Raw genomic sequence first — 23,567 nt, 5'->3', positions numbered from 1 at the left:
GCGGTCGTGCCGCGGCAGAACCCCTCGACCGGCGGCCTCTTGGTTCACTCGGAGGGGTACCGAAGTTGTCCACAGAGGTGGACTTCTCCACAGAAGGACAGGGCTCACTGGTTCACGCCCCCGAAGGCATGGGAGGCTCTGTCCATTGCGAGCCTGTAGTCGAGGAGAGTGAATCCTTGCGGTCCGACGCCAACATCGCGGGACCGATGACCGATCCGGTCCCCGGTCCCCGTACCGAATCGAGGGGGACGGATGTTTCACGTGAAACACCGCCTCCGATGGACGACACTCCCATCGGTCGTGCGGCCCAAGTGGCGGTCGACGCCCTGGGCCGTGCCGCGGAAGGCATGCCGAGGCCGGAGCAGACCCGAGTCATCGTGGTCGCCAACCAGAAGGGCGGCGTCGGGAAGACCACGACGACCGTCAATCTGGCGGCCTCCCTCGCCCTGCACGGCGGCCGGGTCCTGGTGATCGACCTGGACCCGCAGGGGAACGCCTCCACGGCACTGGGGATCGACCACCACGCGGAAGTCCCCTCCATCTACGACGTGCTGGTGGACAGTCGGCCCCTGGCCGAGGTCGTCCAGCCCGTCCCCGATGTCGAGGGCCTCTTCTGCGCTCCCGCCACGATCGACCTCGCGGGCGCCGAGATCGAGCTGGTCTCCCTGGTGGCCCGTGAGAGCCGGCTGGAGCGCGCCATCCAGGCGTACGAGCAGCCGTTGGACTACATCCTCATCGACTGCCCGCCGTCGCTGGGCCTGTTGACGGTCAACGCCCTCGTGGCCGGCCAGGAAGTCCTCATCCCGATCCAGTGCGAGTACTACGCGCTGGAGGGCCTGGGCCAACTTCTGCGCAACGTCGACCTGGTGCGGGGCCACCTCAACCAGTCCCTGCATGTGTCGACGATCCTGCTCACCATGTACGACGGCCGGACCCGCCTCGCTTCCCAGGTCGCGGACGAGGTGCGCACCCACTTCGGCGACGAGGTGCTGCGGACGAGCATTCCCCGCTCGGTCCGTATCTCCGAGGCGCCGAGCTACGGACAGACGGTGCTGACCTACGATCCAGGATCGAGCGGTGCGCTCTCCTATCTCGAGGCGGCCCGAGAGATCGCGCTGAGGGGCGTGGGGGTCAGCTATGACCCGACCCAGGCCCACCTCGGCACCCAGAACGACCCGAACATGGTGGAGGGGATGCAGTGAGTGATCGACGAAGGGGGCTGGGCCGAGGACTTGGCGCACTGATCCCCGCAGCACCGACCGAGAAGATCCCGGCTTCGGCCGTGCTGGGCGGCGGTTCGTCCGCCGGCTCGGCTTCGGGTACGGCTCTGTCGCCCGACCGCAGGCCCACCGGCATCGGCCGGGGCGGCGCCCTGCCGTCGGCGCCCCAGGAGCCGGTGGAGGCTCCGGCGAGCCCGGCCGACGAGCGGCCCGCACCGCCCGCCGGTGCCTACTTCGCCGAGCTGCCGCTCGAGTCCATCACGCCGAACCCACGCCAGCCGCGCGAGGTCTTCGACGAGGACGCGCTGAACGAACTGGTCATCTCCATCAAGGAGGTCGGCCTGCTCCAGCCCGTCGTCGTCCGGGAACTGGGCGACGACCGCTATGAACTGATCATGGGTGAGCGCCGGCTGCGCGCCAGCCGTGAGGCGGAGCTGGAGTCCATCCCGGCGATCGTCCGTGCCACGGACGACGAGAAGCTGCTGCTGGACGCCCTGCTGGAGAACCTGCACCGCGCGCAGTTGAACCCGCTGGAAGAGGCGCACGCCTACGACCAGTTGCTCAAGGACTTCAACTGCACGCACGACCAGTTGGCCGACCGTATCGGGCGTTCCCGGCCGCAGATCTCCAACACCCTGCGGCTGCTGAAGCTTTCGGCGACCGTGCAGAAGAGGGTCGCCGCGGGCGTGCTCTCGGCCGGTCACGCGCGGGCGCTGCTGTCGGTGGAGGACTCCGAGGAGCAGGACCGGCTGGCGCACCGCATCGTGGCCGAGGGGCTGTCGGTGCGGGCGGTCGAGGAGATCGTGACCCTGATGGGCTCGCGCCCCCAGCGGGCCCAGCGTGCCAAGGGGCCGCGGGCCGGCGCCTTGGTCTCCCCGGCGCTGAGCGATCTGGCGACGCGGCTCTCCGACCGGTTCGAGACGCGGGTGAAGGTCGACCTCGGTCAGAAGAAGGGCAAGATCACCGTCGAGTTCGCCTCGGTGGACGATCTGGAGCGCATCCTCGGCACGCTGGCTCCGGGTGAGGGGCCGATCCTGCCGAAGGGGCTCCAGGAGGAAGACTCCGAGGAGTAGCCCTCCGCCGAGGGCGCCCTGCGAAGGGCCGCAGGAGCGGGCCGTGTCCGGTGTGTACCGGAACACGGTCCGCTCTTTGCTTTGCGCCGGTATCTAGGCAATCGCATCGTGGATACGATGCGAGCGGATGTGACCCGGCGAAGGAAGCGAGGAACGTCTTTCATGGGGCGTCGGCTCGTACCGCTCACGCTGGACAACCTGCAGGATCTCCCCCAGCGGTGCCGCTCCTGCGTGTTCTGGGAACTGGACCCGGTCAGCGCCGAAGCCGCCGTGCGCGAGGGAACCGCGGAGGTGGAGAAGGAGTCCTGGATCTCCGCCGTCCTGCTGGACTGGGGCTCCTGCGGCCGGGTCGCCTATGTCGACGACGTACCGGTCGGCTTCGTGCTCTACGCCCCGGCGGCCTACGTCCCGCGTGCGACGGCGTTCCCCACGAGCCCGGTCTCGCCGGACGCCGTTCAGCTCATCACGTCGTTCATCATGCCCGGCTACCAGGGGCAGGGACTGGGCCGGATGCTGGTGCAGGCGGTCGCCAAGGACCTGCTGCGCCGGAACTTCAAGGCCATCGAGGCGTTCGGCGACACCCGCTGGAAAGAGCCCGCCTGTCTGCTGCCGGCCGACCATCTCCTCGCCGTCGGCTTCAAGACGGTGCGCCAGCACTCCCGGCACCCCCGGCTCCGTCTGGAACTGCGGTCCACGCTGTCCTGGAAGGAAGACGTCGAGATGGCCCTCGACCGGCTGCTGGGCGCGGTACACAAGGAGCCGGCGCTGCGGCCGCTGTGACGGGGTCCGCGCGGACTCCGGAGCACGGACATGACGAAGGGGCCGACCCGAGTGGGCCGGCCCCTTCGTGCGCCTTGTTTCACGTGAAACGTCAGCCGGTGATGAAGTCGTCCAGGTCGCGGACGAGCGCCGCCTTCGGCTTGGCGCCGACGATCGTCTTGACGACCTCGCCGCCCTGGTAGACGTTCAGCGTCGGGATGGACATGACGCCGTACTTGGCGGCCGTGGCCGGGTTCTCGTCGATGTTCAGCTTGACGATCTGGATCTTGTCGCCGTGCTCGGCGGCAATGGCCTCCAGGGACGGAGCGATCTGGCGGCACGGGCCGCACCACTCGGCCCAGAAGTCCACCAGAACGGGCTTGTCGCTCTTGAGGACATCCTCGTCGAAGGAGTCGTCAGTCGTTTTCTTCACGGTGCCGGCCACAGCGGGCTCCTCACTTGATCATTCGGTGGGGGAACGGGGTAAGTCAGACGGCGGTCTTCTCGGGCTCGGCGTGGCCGCCCTCGTCCAGCAGCGACGCGAGGTAGCGCTCGGCGTCCAGGGCCGAGGCACAGCCGGTGCCGGCCGCGGTGATCGCCTGGCGGTAGGTGTGGTCGACCACGTCACCCGCGGCGAAGACGCCGGGCAGGTTGGTCCGGGTGGAGGGCGCCTCGACCTTGAGGTAGCCCTCCGCGTCCAGGTCGAGCTGGCCCTTGAACAGCTCGGTGCGCGGGTCGTGGCCGATGGCGATGAACAGACCCGTGACGGGCAGGTCGGACAGCTCGCCCGTCTTGAGGTTGCGCAGCTTCAGCCCGGTGAGCTTCTGCTCGCCCAGGATCTCGACGACCTCGCTGTCCCAGGCGAACTTGATCTTCGGGTCGTTGAAGGCACGCTCCTGCATCGCCTTGGAGGCGCGCAGGGTGTCCCGGCGGTGGATGATCGTCACGGACTTGGCGAACCGGGAGAGGAAGGTCGCCTCCTCCATCGCGGTGTCGCCGCCGCCGATCACGGCGATGTCCTGGTCCCGGAAGAAGAAGCCGTCACAGGTGGCACACCACGAGACGCCACGGCCGGACAGCGCGTCCTCGTTGGGCAGCGCGAGCTTGCGGTGCTGGGAGCCGGTGGCGACGATCACGGCCTTGGCCCGGTGGACCGTGCCCGCGGTGTCGGTGACGGTCTTCACGTCTCCGGTCAGGTCGACGGAGACGATGTCGTCCGGCAGCAGCTCGGCGCCGAAGCGCTCGGCCTGCGCCCGCATGTTGTCCATCAGCTCGGGGCCCATGATGCCGTTGGGGAAGCCCGGAAAGTTCTCCACCTCGGTGGTGTTCATCAGCGCGCCACCGGCGGTGACGGCACCCTCGAACACCAGGGGCTTCAGGGACGCACGCGCGGTGTACAGCGCCGCCGTGTAGCCCGCGGGCCCGGAGCCGATGATGATCACATTACGGACGTCGCTCACGGCTTGGTTCCTCGTCTCTGGTCTGTGTCGGCCGACCGGTGGGAGCCCCTGCCGGGACTCTCACACCACCCAACCGATCCTAAGGGGCGCACATTCCCCTGATGTCCGGCCACGCGACGGCTCACACGGGCCGTGCGTAGAGAGGCGGGCGGAGACGACGCCCGCACCGATTCAGTTACGGACGAGAGTCTGCTTCAGGAGCACACTGCCGGCGGCCGCCGTCCGCTTGGATGTACAGGACGCGTCGACCACATAGGCCGTGACGCGCTTGCTGTCGGCCTTGTCGGGCACCACGACGAGGTAGGCGCTCTTGTCCGCGTAGGTGCCGCTCTTCGCCCCCAGAACCGTTTCACCGGAGTGGAGTGCACGCCGGACGCAGTCCGGCACCGGGACCTCGGTCTGGATCAACGTGTTCGCGCTCTGCGTACCCCCCGAGGGGGCGAGGTCCGTCTTCTCGTCCTGCTGCGGGCGCTGGCTGCCTCGCTGCAGCCCCTCCCGGGCAGTGAGCAGGTCCGACACCTGACTCTTCACACTGGCCCCGGAGAAGGTGCCGACGGCGGACGCGGCCGTGCTCTGCGCCCCCTTGTCGGAGGCGTTGTTACTGAGGGACTGCATAAGCAGGGAGCCGGCCCCGAGGACGGCGGCGGTGAGTACGGCGCCCAGTGCGGCTGTCCGGCGACGGTTTCGAGAGCGCTCTTTCCGGCCGGGGCCGGTGGTGGCGCGGGAGAGCTTGGCGGGGCGGTCCGGTGGGGTCGGTGTTTCACGTGAAACATGACGGCCGGAGCTTTCGGTGTCCGTCTGCTCAGTCTTCCCCGCTGCCTCGGCGGCGAGGGCGGCGTCGATCCGGTCCGCGATGTCCGTGGGCATCGGGGGCACCTCCGGGACGTCGCCCAGCAAGCCCTGGATCTCCGTCAGCGCGGCGAGGACCTCGGCGCACGCTTCGCAGCCCTCCAGGTGGCGCCGCAGCTCCGTGCTGCGGGACGGGGAGAGGAGCCCCTCGGTCAGCTCGGAGATCTCGGCGACGTCCGGGTGCCCGGTCGTGTCCGTCGAGGACGTCATGCTCGCCCACCTCCGCCCTTCACGACGGCTGAACCATTCGGCCCGGAGTCTTCGGTTCCCTCGCCCGTAGCTCCTGTCGGAGGTGGGACGGATGCCCCGTGCACCCGGTTCCGTCCCGCCACGGGTTCTTTTCCACCGTCACCGGCGGCGCCGGGCCGCAGGTGGGTGAGCAGGGGGAGGAGTCTGGCCCGGCCCCGCGCGCAGCGGCTCTTCACCGTCCCTGTGGGTACGTCCAGGACTCGGGCGGCCTCGGCGACGGGGTAGCCCTGCATGTCCACCAGGACGAGTGCGGCCCGCTGTTCGGCGGGGAGGGTGCCGAGAGCTTCCAGGAGCTGGCGGTGGAGGTCGTTGCGCTCGACCGGGGCGGAGGCCGACTCGTGCGGCTCCAGGAGCTGTTCCAGGCGCTCGGGATCGTCGACGGGCGCGGTCTTCCGCGAGGCGGCCTTGCGGATGCGGTCCAGGCAGGCGTTCACCGTGATCCGGTGCAGCCACGTCGTCACGGCCGACTGCCCCCGGAAGGTGTGCGCGGCCCGGTACGCCGACACCAGCGCGTCCTGCACCGCGTCGGCAGCCTCCTCCCGGTCCCCCAGCGTCCGCAGCGCGACCGCCCACAGCCGGTCCCGGTGCCTCCGCACGATCTCCCCGAAGGCATCGGGGTCACCCTGCACATGACGGGCGAGCAGATCCTCGTCCCGCACCTCGCCATACCGCCCAGCGCCTGCCATCGTCCCCCTCCGGTGTGGATGAGACGTCAGCCAGTGACCTTGACGTCAGTGACCCTGCCCCGCCAATGGCCCTGACCGTCCGGCGGCAGGTGGGTCAGCCACACCAGGAGATACCGGGTCTGGAGGGGCTTGCCGGGCTTGAGACTGACCGTAGTGCCCGAGCCGGAGGCCACCTTCTCGTAGGCGGACAGGCTCGTCGGCTCCGACACGGCGTCCGGGCTCGCGGCGCGCAGCTCGACCGAGGTCTGTCCGAGGAAGCCGACCGTCACCTTGCTGACGGACTGAACCTTCTTCAGGTCCAGGATGACGCCGACGCCGGACTTCAGGCGGCCGAAGTCGGAGCTCAGGTAATAGTCCGTCTGCCAGTAGGAGGACGGATCGCCGTCGTAGACGCTTCCGACGGTGGCCGGCTTCTCGGAGTTGTCACCGAGCGGGTCGAAGTCCCGGGCGCCCCCGATGGTGATCGGCTTGCTGATCACCTGCTGCTGGCCCTTGTCACCCTCGTCCTGCGTCTGCGTGGTGTTGGTGTCGTCGGAGTTCTTGCCGCGGTCCATCAGGGCGTCCGCGAGCTGCCAGCTTCCGAGGCCGAGCGCGGCGATGAGGAGGGCGGAGACCGCCCACTTCAGGGCCTTGCCGGTACGGCTCTGGAGGGGGGCCGGCGGGGGCACGACGGGCTGGGTGCCGCCCGAGTGCGCCGAGGGACGGCCGTAGGTGCCCTGCTGGTAGGTCGTGCGCTGGTACTCCGGCGGACCGCTGAACGCGGGCTCCGGCGGCCGCACGCGCGGCATCTCACCGATCGCCTTGACCAGCTCCTCCGGCGTGGTGCACGCGGCTTCGTGCCGGGAGGCGGTGGCGCCGTCGTTGACGAGCGCGCGCATCGCCAGCTCGGACAGCCCCCGGTGGATTCCGGCCCGCACCTGGTCGGGCGCGATGAGACCGATGTCCTTGGGCAGGCCGGCCAGCCCGTACGCGTCGCTCTCGTAGGGCCAGCGCTGCGTCAGCGCGGCGTACAGCAGGGCGCCGATCGCCTCGGTGTCGGTGCGCTGCGGGGTGTCGGAGCCGACGCCGCGCAGGGCGGCGTTCACGGCGAGGCCGCGGATGCGCCACTGTCCGGAGGACGTACGCAGGACAGCGTTCGGGTTCAGCCGCAGATGGGCGAGGCCCTCACGGTGGGAGGCGGCCATGGCGGCCGCGACCTGACTGACCATCTGGTAGGCGTCGTGCGGCTCCAGCGGGCCGGCCGCGAGCAGGGCGGTCAGCTCGGTGGCGTCGGGCAGCCACTCGTGAACCACGTAGACGAGGTCGTTCTCCTCGACCGCGTCGAGGACCTGGACGAAGCGCGGGTCACCGAGCAGCGCCGCCGAGCGGGCCGCGGCCAGCACGGCACGGGCGCGTACGTGGTCGGCGGGCAGGATGTGCACCCCGACGGCACGGCGCAGTTTCTCGTCGACCGCACGCCAACTGCTGAATCCGTCCAGACGGGTGACGCACTCCTCCAGGCGGTAGCGCCTGGCGAGCTTGTGACCGCTGTGCAGCTCGGTGGGCGAGGACGCCCTGCCGGACTCCTCCGCGCCGCCTCTCCCCTGCGTCTGGTCGATGTCCGTGTCCCGCTCCGGGTTCTTGGCCACCCCGTCGGCCGTGGCCTGATCCGCCTTGGCGGTCAGCGGCTCGTCACCGCTGTTGTCTGCCACGTCGACGGCAGCCGTGCTGCGTTCCGCCACCGTCGTCCCTGCCTCCCCATCCGTTGCACGCTGTCCGACGCCGAAACCAATTGTGCCCACAGTCCGCCGCTATGCACGACACGCAGAGGGGGACGATGGTTGTGCGACTACCCCCGCCTCATCGCCCCAGACGCCCGCGCACCATGCCGACGAGCGAGTTGAGCTCGTCGATCCGCATGCGGCGCGCGGCCACGAAGAAGACTCCGAGCAGTACCGCCCCACCTGCCACCAGGGCCACGAGAGAACCGAAGACGCCCTGCCCGAGGGAGTGTCCGATGCCGTAGCAGGCCGCGCCGCTGAGCAGTGCCGCCGGGACCGAGGCGATCGCCAGGCGGGCGTACGTCCGCAGCACCCGGGAGCCGTCCAGGTCGCCGCCCAGCCGCTTGCGCAGCCGGCGCCAGGCGACACCGACGCCGATGGCGTAGGAGAGGCCGTAGACGGCCGCCATGCCCGCGACCGCCCAGCGGGACGGGAGCAGGAAGTAGCAGAGCGCGGAGGCGCCCGCGTTGACCGCCGCCACGATGACCGTGTTGTAGAAGGGGGTCCGGGTGTCTTCGTACGCGTAGAAGGCGCGCAGGACGACGTACTGCACCGAGTACGGGATCAGGCCGAGGCCGAAGGCCATCAGCATGAAGCCCATGTTGGTGGCCGAACCGGTGCCGGAGGAGCCGAAGATCAGCGTGCACATCGGGATGCCGAGCGAGACGAAGCCGAAGGCGATGGGCACGATGGCGACCGCCGTGGTGCGCAGGCCCTGCGAGATGTCGTCGCGGACGGCGCCGCCGTCGCCCTCGGCGGCCGAGCGGGACAGACGCGGCAGCAGCGCGGCCATGAGGGACACGGTGATGATGGCCTGCGGCAGGCCCCAGATGAGCTGGGCGTTGGCATAGGCGGCGAAGCCGGTGCCCTTGACCCCGGAGTCCTTGCCGGCGGCGGTGGAGAGCTGGGTGACGACCATGGCGCCGGCCTGGTTGGCGAGCACGAACAGCACCGTCCACTTGGCGAGCATCGCGGCCTTGCCCAGGCCGTGGCCCCGCCAGTCGAACCGGAGCCGGATACGGAAGCCGGTCTCGCGGAGGTACGGGATCATCGCCAGGGCCTGCACGACGAGGCCGAGCAGGATGCCGATGCCGAGGAGCCGCTGGCCCTCCGGCGGGATGTTGTTCACGGTCATGTGCGAGTCGGCAGCGGAGCCGTAGACCCACAGGAACATGCCGAGCGTGACGATGATGACGATGTTGTTCAGGACCGGGGTCCACATCATCGCGCCGAACTTGCCGCGCGCGTTGAGGATCTGACCCATCACCACGTGGATGCCCATGAAGAAGATCGAGGGCAGGAAGTAGCGGGTGAAGGTGACCGCCACCTGGTTGGCCGCCGGGTCGGAGGCGATCGGGTCCGACAGCACCCGCACCAGGTACGGCGCGCCGAGCATCGTCAGCGCGGTCAGCGCGGCGAGCGCGACCATGACGACGGTCAGCAGCCGGTTGGCGAAGGATTCGCCGCCGTCCTCGTCCTCCTTCATCGACCGCACGAGCTGGGGCACGAAGACCGAGTTGAGGCCGCCGCCGACGGTCAGGATGTAGATCATCGTGGGCAGTTGGTAGGCGACCTGGAAGGAGTCGCCGAGGACGCCGAGGCCCAGCGCCGCGACGATCATCGCGGAGCGGACGAAGCCGGTGAGGCGCGACACCATCGTGCCCGCGGCCATGACGGCGCTGGAGCTGAGCAGCCCGGAGGCGCGCCCCTTCGCCGGGGCCGGAGCCGACGGGGCCGGGGTCTCCACGGGACCGGACGGACCGGCCGGGGCGGGTACGGGTGGCTGCATGGGGTTCCCGGAGGCTGCCTGGTACGGGTTTCCGCCGCCGCCGTGGTGCGCGGGGGGCTGGGCGTGGTGCGGCGGGTAGGCGCCGCCGCCCTGGGCCGTGCGGGCGGAGCCGGTGGCGCCGCTGTGCTGCTGGTCCCGCAGGAGGTGCGCGAAGGCGTCCGGCTCGTGGTACTCCTCGCCGGAGTGCGAGACCAAGTCGTCCACGCCCACGAACTGGGTGGTGCGCGGGTGGTCGCCGTACGGCAGGTGCTGGGTGGCGTCGCCCTCCGGCTCGGGCGCCGGGGTCTGGGCCCATACGCGCGGGTCGGGGGAGTACGAGGACTGCGACGGCGGGGCGTAGAGCGGCTGGCGCGGCTCGTAGCTGCCCGGAGGGGGCGGCGGGTGCGCGGCGCGGTCGTAGAGCGCCTCGGCGACCGGGTCCTGGGCGGAGAGGTCCCGCGCCCGGTAGGGGTCCTGGTCGTAGGCGTCCTGGAGGTACATGTCCGCCGCGGGCTGCGACGGCTCCTGGCCGGGCTCGGGCGGGGTCTCGGGACCGTGGCCCGAGTCGGCGGCGTCCTGGCCGCGGTCACCGTCGTATGGCGCGTTCATGGTTACCCCACCTCATCGTCCCTGGCCACACGGGCCGCGGCGTCGCTCAACGGTCCACTCTCTCACCCGTGCCGGACGGGTCGGCGCTTTCCGGTGCGGTGTCCGGTGCAGGGTCACCCGGCTGGTCCGGCCCGGCTGCCCCGGCGGGGGAACGGGCCTCTTCGGAAAGACGGTCCCCGGCGTCGTCGGGGTTCCCGGAGTCGTCGCCGGAGTCCGCCTCCGCCTCGTCCGGGCCCTCCTCCTCGGCCTGGCGGGCGGCCGCGCGCTTGCGCTGGGTGTACATCCGGAAGCCGGCGAGGACCAGCAGCAGCACCCCGCCGCCGATCACCAGCATGACGGTGGGCGTGACCTCGGTGACCTTCACGTCGAAGCTGACGGGGTCGCCGTACTCCTGACCGTCCTCGGTGTAGAGCTGGGCGAGGACCGTGGCCCGGCCGTTGGCGTTGGCCGAGGTGGTGAACTTCACCGACTGGCTGTGGCCGCCGGAGACCTCGACGGGCTGCTCGTCGTACGCCTTGCCGCCGATCTTCAACCGGGTCGGCTGGGTCGAGCTGAGCCGCAGGTAGAGGTGGCCGACGGGCTGGACCAGGTTGTTCTGCACGGTCACCGGGATGGTGGCGCTGCGCCCGGAGAGCTTGGTCTCCGACTTGTCGATCAGCTTGACCTGGCCGCCGAGGTTGTCGAGATAGCTCAGCACGTCGGCGCGGAAGCCGTCCGCCTTGGCGGCCTGACCCCGCCACGACGTGGACATCCCGCGGTTTATGGCCCGGCCGAAGGGCGTGACCACGCGGGACTGGTCGGTGAGGATCACCTGGAAGTTGTCGAGCTTGTCCTGGGTGTCCGCGATCTGCTCGAAGGCGCTCCTCGGCAGTTCCCGCTTGCGCAGCGACGACGGGTAGGCCGACGTGGAGGGGATGCGCGTGGTGGCGTCCGGGTCGGGCTTGGCGTTGGCGGCGCCGGTGAGGGTGTCGGGCTGCGACCAGTTGCCGTCCTGGAGCGCCTTCACGGCGGTGGCCATCGCCTGCGCCTGGCTGGCGGTCGGCGTGCGCTGCGGGGCGACCACGATGCTGCGCTGCTCGTCCTTCTGCACATTGGCCTCAAGGCTCTGGGCGAGGAACTGCTGCACCGCGAGCGTGGAGGAGTCCGCCCTGGTGAGGTCGCCCTCGAAGGCCGTGGACATCCGCGCGTCCGCGACCACCGCCGTGGTGCCGCCGCCGATGGGGCGGGCGGCGGACGGGGTGTAGGACAGCCCGGCGGACTCCCGGAGGCTGTCGCTGCGGGCGATCACCCGGTCGGCGCCGGCGGAGGTGGCCACCTTGATGATCGAGGGATCTACGGCGCCCTCCACCGGCCACGCGAAGTCGGTGGTCGGCGTCACGTGGAGCACGGTCTTCACCGTGAGGGCGGCGACGTCGGTGGCGTCCTTGAGGTGGCTGAGCGAGCCGGTGACGCTGGTGCCGGTGTGGGCGAGCGAGGCGATGTCCGGGTCGGCGAAGGGCAGCGCGACGACCTCCTTGCCCGTTACCGCCTTCTGGAGACCGGCCAGCCACTGCTTGGCGATGTCCTGGTTCTCGCGCGAGCCGGCCTTGCTGGTGCCGTCGGGCTGCTGGACCCGGTAACCGTTCGCCATGGCGTCCACCGCGGCCAGCAGGTCCGGGTCGATCACCCAGGTGACGTCGAGGTCCCGGCCCAGGTCCATCATCTGCGCCAGGCGGCCGCCGGGGGCGATCTCCTTGGCCAGCTCGTCGTCCTGGAAGACGGGGGTCTGCCGTTCTCCCGCACCCGTGCGGGCGGTCATGTGGACGGAGGAGATCAGCGGCCACATGAACGTCGTACGGCTCTTGGTGTCGGCCTCGGACGACTGCCAGGGCAGGAAGGTCCGCTCGATGCCGAGCATCTGGTCCCAGGGCCGCGCCGAGGTCTTGCCGGACACGGAGACGCCGAACGAGTAGACGCCGTCCTTGCCGAGGTTCAGCTCGTCCACGGGCACGGAGATGCTGAAGTGCTCGGCGACGCCCGGAACCAGCTTGCTGAACTTCTCCGTGTACTTACCGCCCAGCTCGTCGCCGGTGCCGCCGCGGAGATCGTTGGGGTGCTGGGCGATGCCGTCGACCGCGGAGCGGGTGTTCAGCAGGGGGCCCACCCGCAGGCCGACGTGGGCGCCGGTCACGGGCTGCTTGCCGTTGTTGATCACGGTGCCGGACACGGTCAGCGTGTCGTCCTGGGTGGGCGCGCTGGGCGTCATCGTGTCCAACGCCACGGACACCGAGTCGGCCGGCGCCGCCTGCGCGGGCTCGGCCGCGGTGAGCTGGAGCAGCCCGGCCAGCAGCGGTGCGCCTGCCAGCAGCGCTCCGGCGCGCCGCAGTCGGCGGCGGGCAGGAGAGGCACTGGGCCCCTGGATTTCAGCCGCGTCGGCCACGCGCTAGCCCGTCCCTCGTCGTCGTCATCAGTGGTCGTCGGAATGTGCGTCCCCGCATGGTAACGATGACCGCAGAGGTGAAGTGCCACGGACCGTTCCCCAAGATCGCCACGGAGCGGCCGCCTGTCCTCTATATCCATTAAGGAGTGGAGAGCCGGTGTCCGCCCCTAGGGGAGCCCTTGTGGGGGTATGGCAGGGAGCCTTGGCGCCGGTCAAACGGGTGCGGTCCCGGGCGGCCGGGCCACGTACCCTCTTCTGTTGTGCCGAACCCCAACGATGACAATCCCGCTGCCCTCAGCCAGGTGCAGCAGCGCGCGGTGAGCGAGCTGCTGCGGGTGGCCCCCGTGGCCGACGACCTCGCCCGCCGTTTCCAGGAGGCCGGGTTCTCGCTCGCCCTGGTCGGCGGGTCGGTCCGTGACGCGCTGCTGGGCCGGCTCGGGAACGACCTGGACTTCACGACCGACGCGCGCCCCGAGGACGTGCTGCGGATCGTCCGGCCCTGGGCGGACGCCGTCTGGGAGGTCGGGATCGCCTTCGGCACGGTGGGCGCCCAGAAGGACGGCTACCAGATCGAGGTCACCACCTACCGCTCCGAGGCGTACGACCGCACCTCCCGCAAGCCCGAGGTGTCGTACGGCGACTCCATCGAGGAGGACCTGGTACGGCGCGACTTCACGGTCAACGCGATGGCCGTCGCCCTGCCGGAGAAGGAGTTCATCGACCCGCACGGCGGTCTGGAGGACCTCGCGGCGCGGGTGCTGCGCACGCCCGGCACGCCGGAGGAGTCCTTCTCCGACGACCCGCTGCGCATGATGCGGGCCGCCCGGTTCGCCGCCCAGCTCGACTTCGAGGTGGACCCGGCGGTCGTCACCGCGATGACGGAGATGTCCGCGCGGATCGAGATCGTGTCGGCCGAGCGGGTCCGGGACGAGCTGAACAAGCTGCTGCTCTCCGCGCACCCCCGCAAGGGCCTCACCCTGCTGGTCGACACCGGGCTCGCCGCCCATGTGCTGCCCGAGCTGCCGGCGCTCCGGCTGGAGCGTGACGAGCACCACCGCCACAAGGATGTCTACGACCACTCGCTCATCGTGCTGGAGCAGGCGATCGACCTGGAGGAGAACGGCCCGGACCTCACCCTCCGGCTCGCCGCGCTGCTGCACGACATCGGCAAGCCCCGGACGCGCCGCTTCGAGCAGGACGGCCGGGTCTCCTTCCACCACCACGAGGTGGTCGGCGCCAAGATGACCAAGAAGCGCATGACCGCCCTGAAGTACTCCAACGACCTGGTGAAGGACGTCTCCCGCCTGGTCGAGCTGCACCTGCGCTTCCACGGCTACGGCACCGGCGAGTGGACGGACTCCGCCGTCCGGCGCTACGTCCGCGACGCGGGCCCGCTGCTGGACCGGCTGCACAAGCTGACCCGCTCCGACTGCACCACCCGGAACAAGCGCAAGGCGGCCACGCTGTCCCGCGCCTATGACGGGCTGGAGGCGCGTATCGCCGAGCTGCAGGAGAAGGAGGAGCTGGACTCCATCCGCCCCGACCTCGACGGCAACGAGATCATGACGATCCTCGGCGTCGGACCGGGCCCGGTCATCGGCCAGGCGTACAAGCACATGCTGGAACTGCGCCTGGAGCACGGCCCGATGGAGCATGACGCGGCGGTCGCGGCCCTCAAGGAGTGGTGGGCGCAGCAGCAGAGCTGAATGCTTCCGGGTTTGTGTTTCACGTGAAACATGACTCAGCGGCGGGGCGGTGTTTCACGTGAAACACCGCCCTTCTCGCTGTCCCGGCCCCATTCGAAGCGAGCCATGGCCACGGTGACGGCGGCGTAGAGCAGCGCCACGAGGATTACCAACAGCGCCGAGCGGCCGTCCGGCGGGAGCATCAGGGCAGCCACCCCGGCGGCGCCGACGAAGGCGACGTTGAAGAGGACGTCGTAGACGGAGAAGACCCGGCCCCGGTAGCCGTCCTCGACCGATGCCTGGACGATCGTGTCCGTGGCGATCTTGGCGCCCTGGGTGACCAGCCCCAGCAGGAAGGCCGCGATCAGCAGCGGCACCGTGGCGAACGGAAGCCCGAGCGCCGGCACCAGCAGGGCGGCGGCGCCCGAGCAGACGGCGATCCACCGCCCGGCACCCAGTCGGCCCGCGCTCCAGGGCGTCACCACGGCGGCCGCGAAGAACCCGGCGCCGGAGACCCCCAGCACCAGCCCCAGCAGACGGAGCCCTTCCTCAGGGGTGCTGGAGAGGCCGTAGCGGCACAGCATGAGCAGCAGGACGAGCAGCGCGCCGTAGCAGAAGCGCATGCAGGTCATCGCCGTGAGCGCCCAGACGGCCTCCCTGCGCCGGGGCTCCCCCAGGTACCGCACGGCCGCCAGAAGGCCGCGTGCCGTGTCGGCGAGGACGGTGCGCAGCCGGGGCAGCACCGGTGGCCGGTCGGGGCCGAGCAGCGAGGGGGCCATGGTCAGGGCGGTCAGGCCCGCGCACAGGTACAGCAGGGCGCCGAGCAGCACCACCGCCGCGTCCGAGTCCGCCGCGACGAACCGTACGCCGAAGGCCAGGGCGGCGCCGAGGGTCGCGGCCAGCGTTCCGGCGGTCGGGCAGAGGGAGTTGGCCAGCACCAGGCGCTCGGTGCCGACCACGCGGGGAAGCGCCGCGGAGAGGCCGGCGAGGACGAACCGGTTGACCGCCGTGACGCACAGCGCGGAGGCGTAGAACAGCCAGTCCGGCGCGTGCACGGCCATCAGTACGGCGGTGGCGGCCGCCAGCAGGGCGCGCAGCACATTGCCGTGGACGAAGACCTGACGCCGGCGCCAGCGGTCCAGCAGCACCCCCGCGAAGGGGCCGACCAGCGAGTACGGCAGCAGCAGGACCGCCATCGCGGAGGCGATCGCCGGGGCCGAGGTCTGCTTCTCAGGGGAGAAGACGACGTACGAGGCGAGAGCGATCTGGTAGACGCCGTCCGAGCCCTGGGAGAGCAGGCGGACGTACAGCAGGCGCCGGAAGTCCCGCTCGCGCAGTAGCAGGCGCAGATCACGGACGACGGGCATGGGCACAGCCTCACACATGCGGAGGGTCCCCGAGGTCAGCAGACCCCGGGGACCCTCACAGCCCTGGCAGGAGCGTTCTCGTGCGAGCCGCGTCTAGCGCTCGACGTCGCCGCGGATGAACTTCTCGACGTTCTCGCGGGCCTCGTCGTCGAAGTACTGAACCGGCGGGGACTTCATGAAGTACGAGGACGCCGACAGGATCGGGCCACCCACACCCCGGTCCTTGGCGATCTTCGCGGCACGCAGGGCGTCGATGATGACACCGGCGGAGTTCGGGGAGTCCCAGACCTCCAGCTTGTACTCGAGGTTCAGCGGGACGTCGCCGAACGCACGGCCCTCCAGGCGGACGTAGGCCCACTTGCGGTCGTCCAGCCAGGCCACGTAGTCGGACGGGCCGATGTGGACGTTCTTCTCGCCGAGGTCCCGGTCGGGGATCTGGGAGGTGACGGCCTGCGTCTTGGAGATCTTCTTGGACTCCAGGCGCTCGCGCTCGAGCATGTTCTTGAAGTCCATGTTGCCGCCGACGTTGAGCTGCATCGTGCGGTCCAGGATCACACCGCGGTCCTCGAACAGCTTCGCCATGACGCGGTGCGTGATGGTGGCGCCCACCTGGGACTTGATGTCGTCACCGACGATCGGCACGCCGGCCTCGGTGAACTTGTCCGCCCACTCCTTGGTGCCGGCGATGAAGACCGGGAGGGCGTTGACGAAGGCGACCTTGGCGTCGATGGCGCACTGGGCGTAGTACTTCGCCGCGTCCTCGGAACCCACGGGGAGGTAGCAGACCAGGACGTCGACCTGCTTGTCCTTGAGGGTCTGGACGATGTCGACCGGCTCGGCGTCCGACTCCTCGATGGTCTCGCGGTAGTACTTGCCGAGACCGTCGAGGGTGTGGCCGCGCTGGACGGTGACGCCGCTGGAGGGCACGTCGCAGATCTTGATGGTGTTGTTCTCGGAGGCGCCGATGGCGTCCGCGAGGTCGAGGCCGACCTTCTTGGCGTCCACGTCGAACGCGGCGACGAACTCGATGTCCCGCACGTGGTAGTCACCGAACTGCACGTGCATCAGGCCGGGTACCTTGGCCGCCGGGTCGGCGTCCTTGTAGTACTCGACTCCCTGCACCAGCGACGCGGCGCAGTTGCCGACACCGACGATGGCTACGCGAACCGAACCCATTCCGGTTGCTCCCTGTGTGTACGAGTGAGGCCCCGACGGGCCGTCACGTGGCGGTGTCGCCGGGCGTATCCGTCCCCGGAAGATCCCTGGGACGGGGCAGGCCGCCCGTCGATCCAGATGTGGTGTCCTGCTGAGCGGACCCGCCGGACTCGGGACCCTTCAGGTCCCGCCCGGCCCGCTCACTCTCGATCAGCTCGTTCAGCCAGCGCACTTCGCGCTCCACGGACTCCATTCCGTGGCGCTGAAGTTCGAGCGTGTAGTCGTCGAGGCGCTCCCGGGTGCGTGCCAGGGAGGCGCGCATCTTCTCCAGGCGCTCCTCCAGCCGGCTGCGCCGGCCCTCCAGCACACGCATGCGCACATCGCGCGAGGTCTGCCCGAAGAAGGCGAACCGGGCGGCGAAGTGCTCGTCCTCGTATGCGTCGGGGCCGGTCTGCGACAGGAGTTCCTCGAAGTGCTCCTTACCTTCGGCCGTCAGCCGGTAGACGATCTTGGCGCGGCGTCCGGTGAGAGGGGCGGCCAGAGCGTCTTCATGGGTGTTCCCCGGTTCCTCGATCAACCAGCCGTTGGTGACCAGCGTCTTGAGGCAGGGGTAGAGCGTCCCGTAGCTGAACGCCCGGAACACACCCAGGGACGTGTTGAGTCGCTTGCGCAGCTCATAGCCGTGCATCGGCGACTCGCGCAGCAGCCCGAGCACGGCGAACTCAAGGATGCCGGAACGACGGCTCATGATCGCCTCCTCTCGGCGCCCAGCGCTTTTATCTCGCTCTGATGTATCGACTCGATACATCACGACGATAGAACGCGCCCTGGCATGCGACAAGAGGGTCGACGGTGAACGGGATCACATCACCGATTCGTACGAGGCAAGTTGCCTGATTTGGGGTGAACTTCGGGGCTCGGAGGGTTTTGGCGGTGCGTAGTCTGTGCGGCATGCACAACACCGGGAACCAAGGGGCGCTTGGGGAGCGTCGTGATCCTCGGTGCAGTACGGGTGAATGCAGCAACGACCGCATCCGTACTTCGGGGGGACCGGAAACCAGCCGCTGTTTCCAGGCGCGCACGGATGCGCCTGCCCGAGGAGTAATCGTTCGATGAGCGAGCACCGTCGCAAACCGCCGCAGCCGCAGGGAGGCGGACGGGCGGCCCGACGCGGCCAGCCCGGCCCGTCCTCCGGCCGTCCCGCGGCACCGCGAGGCGCCAACGGGGCCTCCGACCACTCCTATGGGTCTCATTCCCAGGGACCGGACACCTACGGCTCTGGGGGTGATGGGCGTGAGTACGGCAGCCGTGCCGAGGCGCGCCGTGCCGCCCAGAGAGGCGGCGGCCGCCGCCGGGGCGCGGACAACGCGCCCTCGGGCCGCGGCCGGGGCCATGACCAAGGACCACCCGGTAAGCCCCGGTTCATCGACTATCCGCGCGTGGGCAAGTACGGCTGGCATCGCTGGGTGCCTTCATGGCGCCTGGTAACCGGCCTGGGCCTCGGCTTCGTGGGCAGCCTGATCGTCATGGCCGGCGTGGGTTACGCACTGGTCGGCATTCCGGACGAGAACGCCGCGGCCGAGTCCCAGAACAACGTCTACTACTGGGGCGACGGAACCCAGATGGTGGCCACGGGCACCGGTGTGAACCGGCAGAACCTCAAGATCGAGAAGATCCCCAAGGCCATGCAGTACGCGGTGATCTCCGCGGAGAACAAGAGCTTCTACCAGGACTCGGGCGTGGACCCCATGGGTATCGCGCGGGCCTTGGCCAACATGGCGCGCGGCGGACAGACCCAGGGTGGCTCCACGATCACCCAGCAGTTCGTCAAGAACACGTACCTGAGCCAGGACCAGACGCTCACCCGTAAGTTCACGGAGATGTTCATCTCCCTGAAGGTGGGCACGAAGCTCGACAAGAACGAAATCATGCGGGGTTACCTGAACACCTCGTACTACGGGCGTGGTGCCTACGGCATCCAGGCGGCCGCGCAGACGTACTACGGCAAGGACGCCCAGGACCTCACGCCCAGCCAGTGTGCCGTTCTTGCGGCCCTGCTGAAGGGCCCGACGTACTACGACCCGGCGGGCAACGCGGACCTCGACAAGACTGCCACCGAGGAAGCCAACCGGGCCCGTTCCGAGGGACGCTGGCGCTGGATTCTCGGTGAGATGCACAAGGACAAGCACCTCACCGACGCCGACTACCAGAAGGCGGTCAGCAAGTACCCCGTTCCGCAGGGGCGCAAGGCGACCAGGGGTATGAACGGCCAGATCAGCTACTTGGTGGACACGGCTAAGAAGTACGTCCTGAACCACTCCGACATCACGGAGGCGAAGTTCGACAAGGGCGGCTACCAGATCTACACGACGTTCCAGAAGGCCAAGGTCGACGCTCTGAGCGCGGCCGTGAAGAAGATCCAGAAGTCGCGGCTGAAGCCCGAGACCCAGGAGAAGGACAAGTACGTCCAGTTCGGCGCGGCCTCGGTGGTGCCCAACGACGGCGCGATCGTCGCCCTCTACGGGGGCGACGGCTACGAGAACGGCCACTTCACCAACAACGCCGACACCTCCGGTGTCCCGGTGGGATCGACCTGGAAGCCGTATGTGCTGGCCGCGGCCATGCAGGACGGCACGTACAACTCCAACGGTGAGGGCATCTCCCCGCTGAGCAAGTACAACGGCAACGACCATCTCAAGGTCCGCCGGCCCGATGGCTCGTACTACCTCAACAAGGACAACTCGTTCTTCTTCCAGGCCAATGAGAGCGACCACCCCTGGGGCTACATCACCCTGCGCAAGGCGATGGAGCAGTCGATCAACACACCGTTCGTGCAGCTCGGTGTCGATGTCGGCATGTCGAAGGTCCGGGACATGGCCCGTTCGACCGGCATCCTGGAGGGCAGCATGGCCAAGGACCTGAACCCGTCCTTCGCCATCGGTACCTCCACCCCAAGCGCGATCCGCATGGCGGACTCCTACGCGACGTTCGCCGCCTCCGGTAAGCAGGTGGACCCGTACTCGGTCACCATGGTCAAGTCGGACGGCCAGGAGCTGAGGGGCTTCACCAAGCCGAAGTCCAAGCAGGTGATGGACTCCAGCATCGCCAACAACGTCACCGACGTCCTGGAGAACGTGATCCAGAACGGCACGGGGCAGAACGCCAAGGCACTGGGCCGCACGGCCGCCGGCAAGACCGGTACCACCGACGAGAACAAGTCGGCCTGGTTCGTCGGCTACACCCAGCAGCTCGCCACCTCGGTGGCGATGTTCCGTGAGAACCCCAAGGACCACCGTCTGCTGTCGATGAACGGTACGGCCGGCACGGACTCCATCCACGGTGGTGACATCCCGACCTCGGTGTGGACCGAGTACATGATGGCCGCGCTGAAGGGCAAGAACGACCCCGGCTTCCCGGACGCGATCAAGATCGGCAAGATCCACAACGAGGCGGGCGCTCCCACGCCGACCCCGAAGCCGAGCATCACGCCCAGCGAGACGCCGACCGAGTCGTCGAGCCCGTCGCCGAGCGAGTCCACGGCATCGCCCTCGCCCACCGAGAGCGAGACCTGCCGGTTCTTCTGCAACGACGACGGCGGCACCGGACCCGGTGGTGCCGACGGCGGAGCCAGCTCCTCGCCGACCGATTCGACCTCACCCGGAACCGGTGATGTCAGGGGCAACGGCAATGCCGGAGCCAATGGGAGCGACGGCGGAGGCTTGTTCGGAGGTCAGGCCGGCCAATAGGACCACCTGCCCGATTGGCGGTCATTTCGACCCGCGCGGGTGTTTCACGTGAAACAAGGGCCGTCGCACCGACCAGGTGCGGCGGCCCTCGGCGTTTTTCCGAGCGAGTACGGCAGGATGTGCCCCATGCCCAGTGCAGAGACGACACCCGCGCGCGTGCGTGAACCGGAGACGGTACGACCGACGCGGGAGGACGAGATCGCCGCCGCCGGCAGCGAGCTGATCGGCGGCCCCCTCGGGCGACGCGCCCTGACCGGGACGTCCTGGTGGACGCCGGTCCGGGTCGTCGTGCTCGTGGCGATCGGCATGTTCGCCCTCGGGCTCGTCCAGAAGGCGCCCTGCTACGACGGCGCCTGGTTCTTCGGGGCCAGCTCGCAGTACACGCACGCCTGCTACTCGGACATCCCCCACCTCTACCAGGGGCGTGGCTTCGCCGACGGGCTTGTGCCGTACTTCGACAAGCTGCCCGGCGACATGGACTACCTCGAGTACCCGGTGCTGACCGGCGTGTTCATGGAGGTCGCCTCCTGGCTCACACCGGGCAGTGGCGGCATCCAGCGGCAGGAGCAGTGGTACTGGTTCGTCAACGCCGGGATGCTGATGGTCTGCGCGGCCGTCATCGCCGTCTGCGTCAGCCGGACCCACCGCCGGCGCCCCTGGGACGGCCTGCTGCTCGCTCTGGCCCCGGCCTTCGCGCTGACCGCCACCATCAACTGGGACCTCCTGGCGGTGGCCCTGACGGCCGCGGCGATGCTGATGTGGTCCCGCGGCCGGGCGGTCGCCTTCGGCGTGCTCCTGGGCCTCGCCACGGCCGCCAAGCTCTATCCCCTCGTCCTGCTCGGCCCCCTGCTGGTGCTGTGCTGGCGGGCGGGCAAGTGGCGGGAGTTCTTCCTGGCGGTCGGCGGCGCGGCGGGCGCGTGGCTCGTGGTGAATGTGCCGGTGATGCTGTTCGCCTTCGAGGGCTGGTCGAAGTTCTACACGTTCAGCCATGACCGGGGCATCGACTTCGGCTCGTTCTGGCTGATCTGGTCCCAGAACTCCAGCAACCCGCCGAGCATCGACTTCGTGAACACCACCGCCAGCGCCCTGGTGGTGCTGTCGTTCCTCGGCATCGCGGCGCTGACGTTCACCGCCCCGCGCCGGCCGCGCTTCGCCCAACTCGCCTTCCTGATGGTGGCGGCCTTCATCCTCACCAACAAGGTCTACTCCCCCCAGTACGTGCTGTGGCTGGTGCCGCTGGCGGTCCTCGCCCGGCCCAAGTGGCGGGACTTCCTGATCTGGCAGGCGTGCGAGGTGGCGTACTTCCTCGGCATCTGGTTCTACCTCGCGTACACGACCAGCGGAGACGCCCACAAGGGCCTGCCCACCGAGGGCTACCACTGGGCGATCGCCCTGCACCTGCTCGGCACCCTGTACCTGTGCGCCGTCGTCGTGCGCGACATCCTCCGGCCGGAGCGGGACGTGGTGCGCCGGGCCGGGGACGACGACCCTTCAGGCGGCGTACTCGACGGCGCGGCCGACCACTTCGTCCTGCGCGGGCTACGGCACCCGGAGCACGAGGTGCCCGAGGAGCCGTCGCGGACGGACTGGGGCGGCCCGGAACCCCTGCACCACGAGGGCCGTTCGCTCTGAGCGAACGGCCTCTGAGGGTCATGAGAAAGGCCGTGCACGAGATTCCGTGCACGGCCTTTCCGTCAGCTCTGGTCCGGTCCGGCGGCCCTAGCGGTCCACGATCCGGTCGAACGTCGTGGTGGTGTGCCGCAGATGGGCCACCAGCTCGTCGCCGACCTTCGGCTCGGGAGCGTCAGAGGGGACGAACAGGATCGACACCTGCATGTGCGGCGGCTCCGCGAACCAGCGCTGCTTGCCGCCCCAGACGAACGGCGCGAGGTTCCGGTTCACCGTGGCGAGGCCGGCCCGCGCCACGCCCTTGGCGCGCGGCATGACGCCGTGCAGGGCCTTCGGGGCCTCCAGGCCCACCCCGTGCGACGTACCGCCTGCCACGACCACCAGGAAGCCGTCCGAGGCCGCCTTCTGCTGCCGGTAGCCGAAGCGGTCGCCCTTGGTCACCTTCGTGACGTCCAGCACGGCGCCGCGGTACTCGGTGGCGTCGTGGTCGCCCAGCCACAGCCGGGTGCCGATCCGGGCGCGGAAGCGGGTCTGCGGGAACTGCTGCTGGAGCCGGATCAGTTCATCGGCCTTGAGGTGACTGACGAACATCGTGTGCAGCGGCAGCCGGGCCGCGCGCAGCCGGTCCATCCATCCGATGACCTCCTCGACGGCGTCCGAGCCGTCGGTGCGGTCCAAGGGCAGGTGGATGGCGAAGCCCTCCAGGCGGACGTTCTCTATGGCCTGGTGGAGCTGCGGCAGGTCCTGCTCGCTGATGCCGTGCCGCTTCATCGAGGACATCACCTCGATGACGACACGGGCCCCCACCAGGCCGTACACGCCGTCGACCGACGACACCGAGCGGACCACCCGGTCCGGCAGCGGCACCGGCTCCTCGCCGCGCCGGTACGGCGTCAGCACGAGCAGGTCGCCGCTGAACCAGTCCTTGATGCGCGCGGCCTCGTACGTGGTGCCGACGGCCAGCATGTCGGAGCCCAGCCGGGTGGCCTCCTCCGCGAGCCGTTCGTGACCGAAGCCGTATCCGTTGCCCTTGCAGACCGGGACGAGTCCCGGGAACTGCTCCTGCACGTGCTTGTGGTGCGCACGCCAGCGCGCGGTGTCGACGTAGAGCGTGAGCGCCATGGCCGGACCCG

General features: G+C 69.6%; 17 protein-coding genes. 6 read left to right on the top strand and 11 right to left on the bottom strand.

The features are described from left to right. The first annotated feature begins 128 nt into the window (after positions 1 to 128). From E5083_RS20740 to E5083_RS20730, 3 genes are all read left to right on the top strand, one after another. Positions 129 to 1,202, top strand: a complete 1,074-nt coding sequence (locus E5083_RS20740) for a ParA family protein (protein ID WP_135787209.1) — start codon at positions 129 to 131, stop codon at positions 1,200 to 1,202. Then, a complete protein-coding gene (locus tag E5083_RS20735) occupies positions 1,199 to 2,293 on the top strand; it encodes a ParB/RepB/Spo0J family partition protein (RefSeq protein WP_135787208.1) in 1,095 nt (364 codons plus the stop codon). Before E5083_RS20740 ends, E5083_RS20735 begins: the two co-directional genes overlap by 4 nt. A 162-nt stretch (positions 2,294 to 2,455) precedes the next feature. Next, complete coding sequence (locus E5083_RS20730) at positions 2,456 to 3,073, top strand: GNAT family N-acetyltransferase (protein WP_135787207.1); 618 nt, start codon at positions 2,456 to 2,458, stop codon at positions 3,071 to 3,073. Positions 3,074 to 3,164: 91 nt separating this feature from the next. Here E5083_RS20730 and trxA read toward each other — a convergent pair whose 3' ends face one another. The 7 genes from trxA to E5083_RS20695 form a co-directional block, all read right to left on the bottom strand. Beyond that, complete coding sequence (trxA, locus tag E5083_RS20725; protein ID WP_030806038.1) at positions 3,165 to 3,497, bottom strand: thioredoxin; 333 nt, start codon at positions 3,495 to 3,497, stop codon at positions 3,165 to 3,167. A 43-nt stretch (positions 3,498 to 3,540) separates the two neighbouring features. Continuing rightward, a complete protein-coding gene (gene trxB, locus E5083_RS20720; RefSeq protein WP_030806039.1) occupies positions 3,541 to 4,512 on the bottom strand; it encodes a thioredoxin-disulfide reductase in 972 nt (323 codons plus the stop codon). A gap of 171 nt (positions 4,513 to 4,683) precedes the next feature. Further along, positions 4,684 to 5,571 (bottom strand): anti-sigma factor family protein, encoded by an 888-nt coding sequence (locus E5083_RS20715; RefSeq protein WP_135787206.1) that lies wholly within the window; start codon positions 5,569 to 5,571, stop codon positions 4,684 to 4,686. Further along, on the bottom strand, positions 5,568 to 6,296 hold the full coding sequence (sigM, locus tag E5083_RS20710) for an RNA polymerase sigma factor SigM (protein ID WP_135787205.1): 729 nt from the start codon (positions 6,294 to 6,296) through the stop codon (positions 5,568 to 5,570). Before sigM ends, E5083_RS20715 begins: the two co-directional genes overlap by 4 nt. Positions 6,297 to 6,322: 26 nt before the next feature. Continuing rightward, on the bottom strand, positions 6,323 to 8,017 hold the full coding sequence (locus E5083_RS20705) for a protein kinase family protein (protein ID WP_135787204.1): 1,695 nt from the start codon (positions 8,015 to 8,017) through the stop codon (positions 6,323 to 6,325). Positions 8,018 to 8,135: 118 nt separating this feature from the next. After that, positions 8,136 to 10,433, bottom strand: coding sequence for a murein biosynthesis integral membrane protein MurJ (gene murJ / locus E5083_RS20700; protein WP_135787203.1), 2,298 nt, complete (start codon positions 10,431 to 10,433; stop codon positions 8,136 to 8,138). A gap of 46 nt (positions 10,434 to 10,479) precedes the next feature. Continuing rightward, the gene (locus E5083_RS20695) at positions 10,480 to 12,852 is read right to left on the bottom strand and encodes a DUF6049 family protein (RefSeq protein WP_135787202.1); all 2,373 of its coding nucleotides are present in this window, start codon (positions 12,850 to 12,852) and stop codon (positions 10,480 to 10,482) included. A 260-nt stretch (positions 12,853 to 13,112) separates the two neighbouring features. Here E5083_RS20695 and E5083_RS20690 point away from each other — a divergent pair, with 260 nt between their 5' ends. After that, on the top strand, positions 13,113 to 14,558 hold the full coding sequence (locus E5083_RS20690; RefSeq protein ID WP_135787201.1) for a CCA tRNA nucleotidyltransferase: 1,446 nt from the start codon (positions 13,113 to 13,115) through the stop codon (positions 14,556 to 14,558). A gap of 35 nt (positions 14,559 to 14,593) precedes the next feature. Here E5083_RS20690 and E5083_RS20685 read toward each other — a convergent pair whose 3' ends face one another. The 3 genes from E5083_RS20685 to E5083_RS20675 form a co-directional block, all read right to left on the bottom strand. Then, positions 14,594 to 15,904 (bottom strand): MFS transporter, encoded by a 1,311-nt coding sequence (locus tag E5083_RS20685; protein WP_135787200.1) that lies wholly within the window; start codon positions 15,902 to 15,904, stop codon positions 14,594 to 14,596. 93 nt (positions 15,905 to 15,997) lie between these two features. After that, positions 15,998 to 17,080 (bottom strand): inositol-3-phosphate synthase, encoded by a 1,083-nt coding sequence (locus E5083_RS20680; protein ID WP_086692024.1) that lies wholly within the window; start codon positions 17,078 to 17,080, stop codon positions 15,998 to 16,000. A 43-nt stretch (positions 17,081 to 17,123) separates the two neighbouring features. Further along, entirely contained in the window at positions 17,124 to 17,807 is a 684-nt protein-coding gene (locus E5083_RS20675; RefSeq protein ID WP_086692027.1) for a PadR family transcriptional regulator, read from the bottom strand. Positions 17,808 to 18,525: 718 nt separating this feature from the next. On the opposite strand from E5083_RS20675, the gene E5083_RS20670 reads away from it, so the two are divergent. Both E5083_RS20670 and E5083_RS20665 read left to right on the top strand, forming a co-directional pair. Next, on the top strand, positions 18,526 to 20,805 hold the full coding sequence (locus E5083_RS20670; RefSeq protein WP_135787511.1) for a transglycosylase domain-containing protein: 2,280 nt from the start codon (positions 18,526 to 18,528) through the stop codon (positions 20,803 to 20,805). 126 nt (positions 20,806 to 20,931) lie between these two features. After that, positions 20,932 to 22,437 (top strand): glycosyltransferase family 87 protein, encoded by a 1,506-nt coding sequence (locus tag E5083_RS20665; protein ID WP_208754109.1) that lies wholly within the window; start codon positions 20,932 to 20,934, stop codon positions 22,435 to 22,437. An 87-nt stretch (positions 22,438 to 22,524) separates the two neighbouring features. Here E5083_RS20665 and E5083_RS20660 read toward each other — a convergent pair whose 3' ends face one another. After that, positions 22,525 to 23,556 (bottom strand): alanine racemase, encoded by a 1,032-nt coding sequence (locus E5083_RS20660; RefSeq protein WP_030806068.1) that lies wholly within the window; start codon positions 23,554 to 23,556, stop codon positions 22,525 to 22,527. Positions 23,557 to 23,567: the final 11 nt, after the last annotated feature.

It is taken from the genome of Streptomyces bauhiniae, from assembly GCF_004784475.1.
GTDB classification, from domain to species: domain Bacteria; phylum Actinomycetota; class Actinomycetes; order Streptomycetales; family Streptomycetaceae; genus Streptomyces; species Streptomyces seoulensis.
This window is presented reverse-complemented; position numbering and strand designations above follow the sequence as displayed.

What these genes read in the sequence shown, in the direction of transcription:
- E5083_RS20740 (WP_135787209.1), top strand. Translation starts at nt 129, where the DNA reads ATGGGAGGCTCTGTCCATTGCGAGCCTGTAGTCGAGGAGAGTGAATCC.
- E5083_RS20675 (WP_086692027.1), bottom strand. Translation starts at nt 17,807, where the DNA reads ATGAGCCGTCGTTCCGGCATCCTTGAGTTCGCCGTGCTCGGGCTGCTG.
- murJ (WP_135787203.1), bottom strand. Translation starts at nt 10,433, where the DNA reads ATGAACGCGCCATACGACGGTGACCGCGGCCAGGACGCCGCCGACTCG.
- E5083_RS20660 (WP_030806068.1), bottom strand. Translation starts at nt 23,556, where the DNA reads ATGGCGCTCACGCTCTACGTCGACACCGCGCGCTGGCGTGCGCACCAC.
- E5083_RS20715 (WP_135787206.1), bottom strand. Translation starts at nt 5,571, where the DNA reads ATGACGTCCTCGACGGACACGACCGGGCACCCGGACGTCGCCGAGATC.
- sigM (WP_135787205.1), bottom strand. Translation starts at nt 6,296, where the DNA reads ATGGCAGGCGCTGGGCGGTATGGCGAGGTGCGGGACGAGGATCTGCTC.
- E5083_RS20665 (WP_208754109.1), top strand. Translation starts at nt 20,932, where the DNA reads ATGCCCAGTGCAGAGACGACACCCGCGCGCGTGCGTGAACCGGAGACG.
- E5083_RS20685 (WP_135787200.1), bottom strand. Translation starts at nt 15,904, where the DNA reads ATGCCCGTCGTCCGTGATCTGCGCCTGCTACTGCGCGAGCGGGACTTC.
- E5083_RS20730 (WP_135787207.1), top strand. Translation starts at nt 2,456, where the DNA reads ATGGGGCGTCGGCTCGTACCGCTCACGCTGGACAACCTGCAGGATCTC.
- E5083_RS20680 (WP_086692024.1), bottom strand. Translation starts at nt 17,080, where the DNA reads ATGGGTTCGGTTCGCGTAGCCATCGTCGGTGTCGGCAACTGCGCCGCG.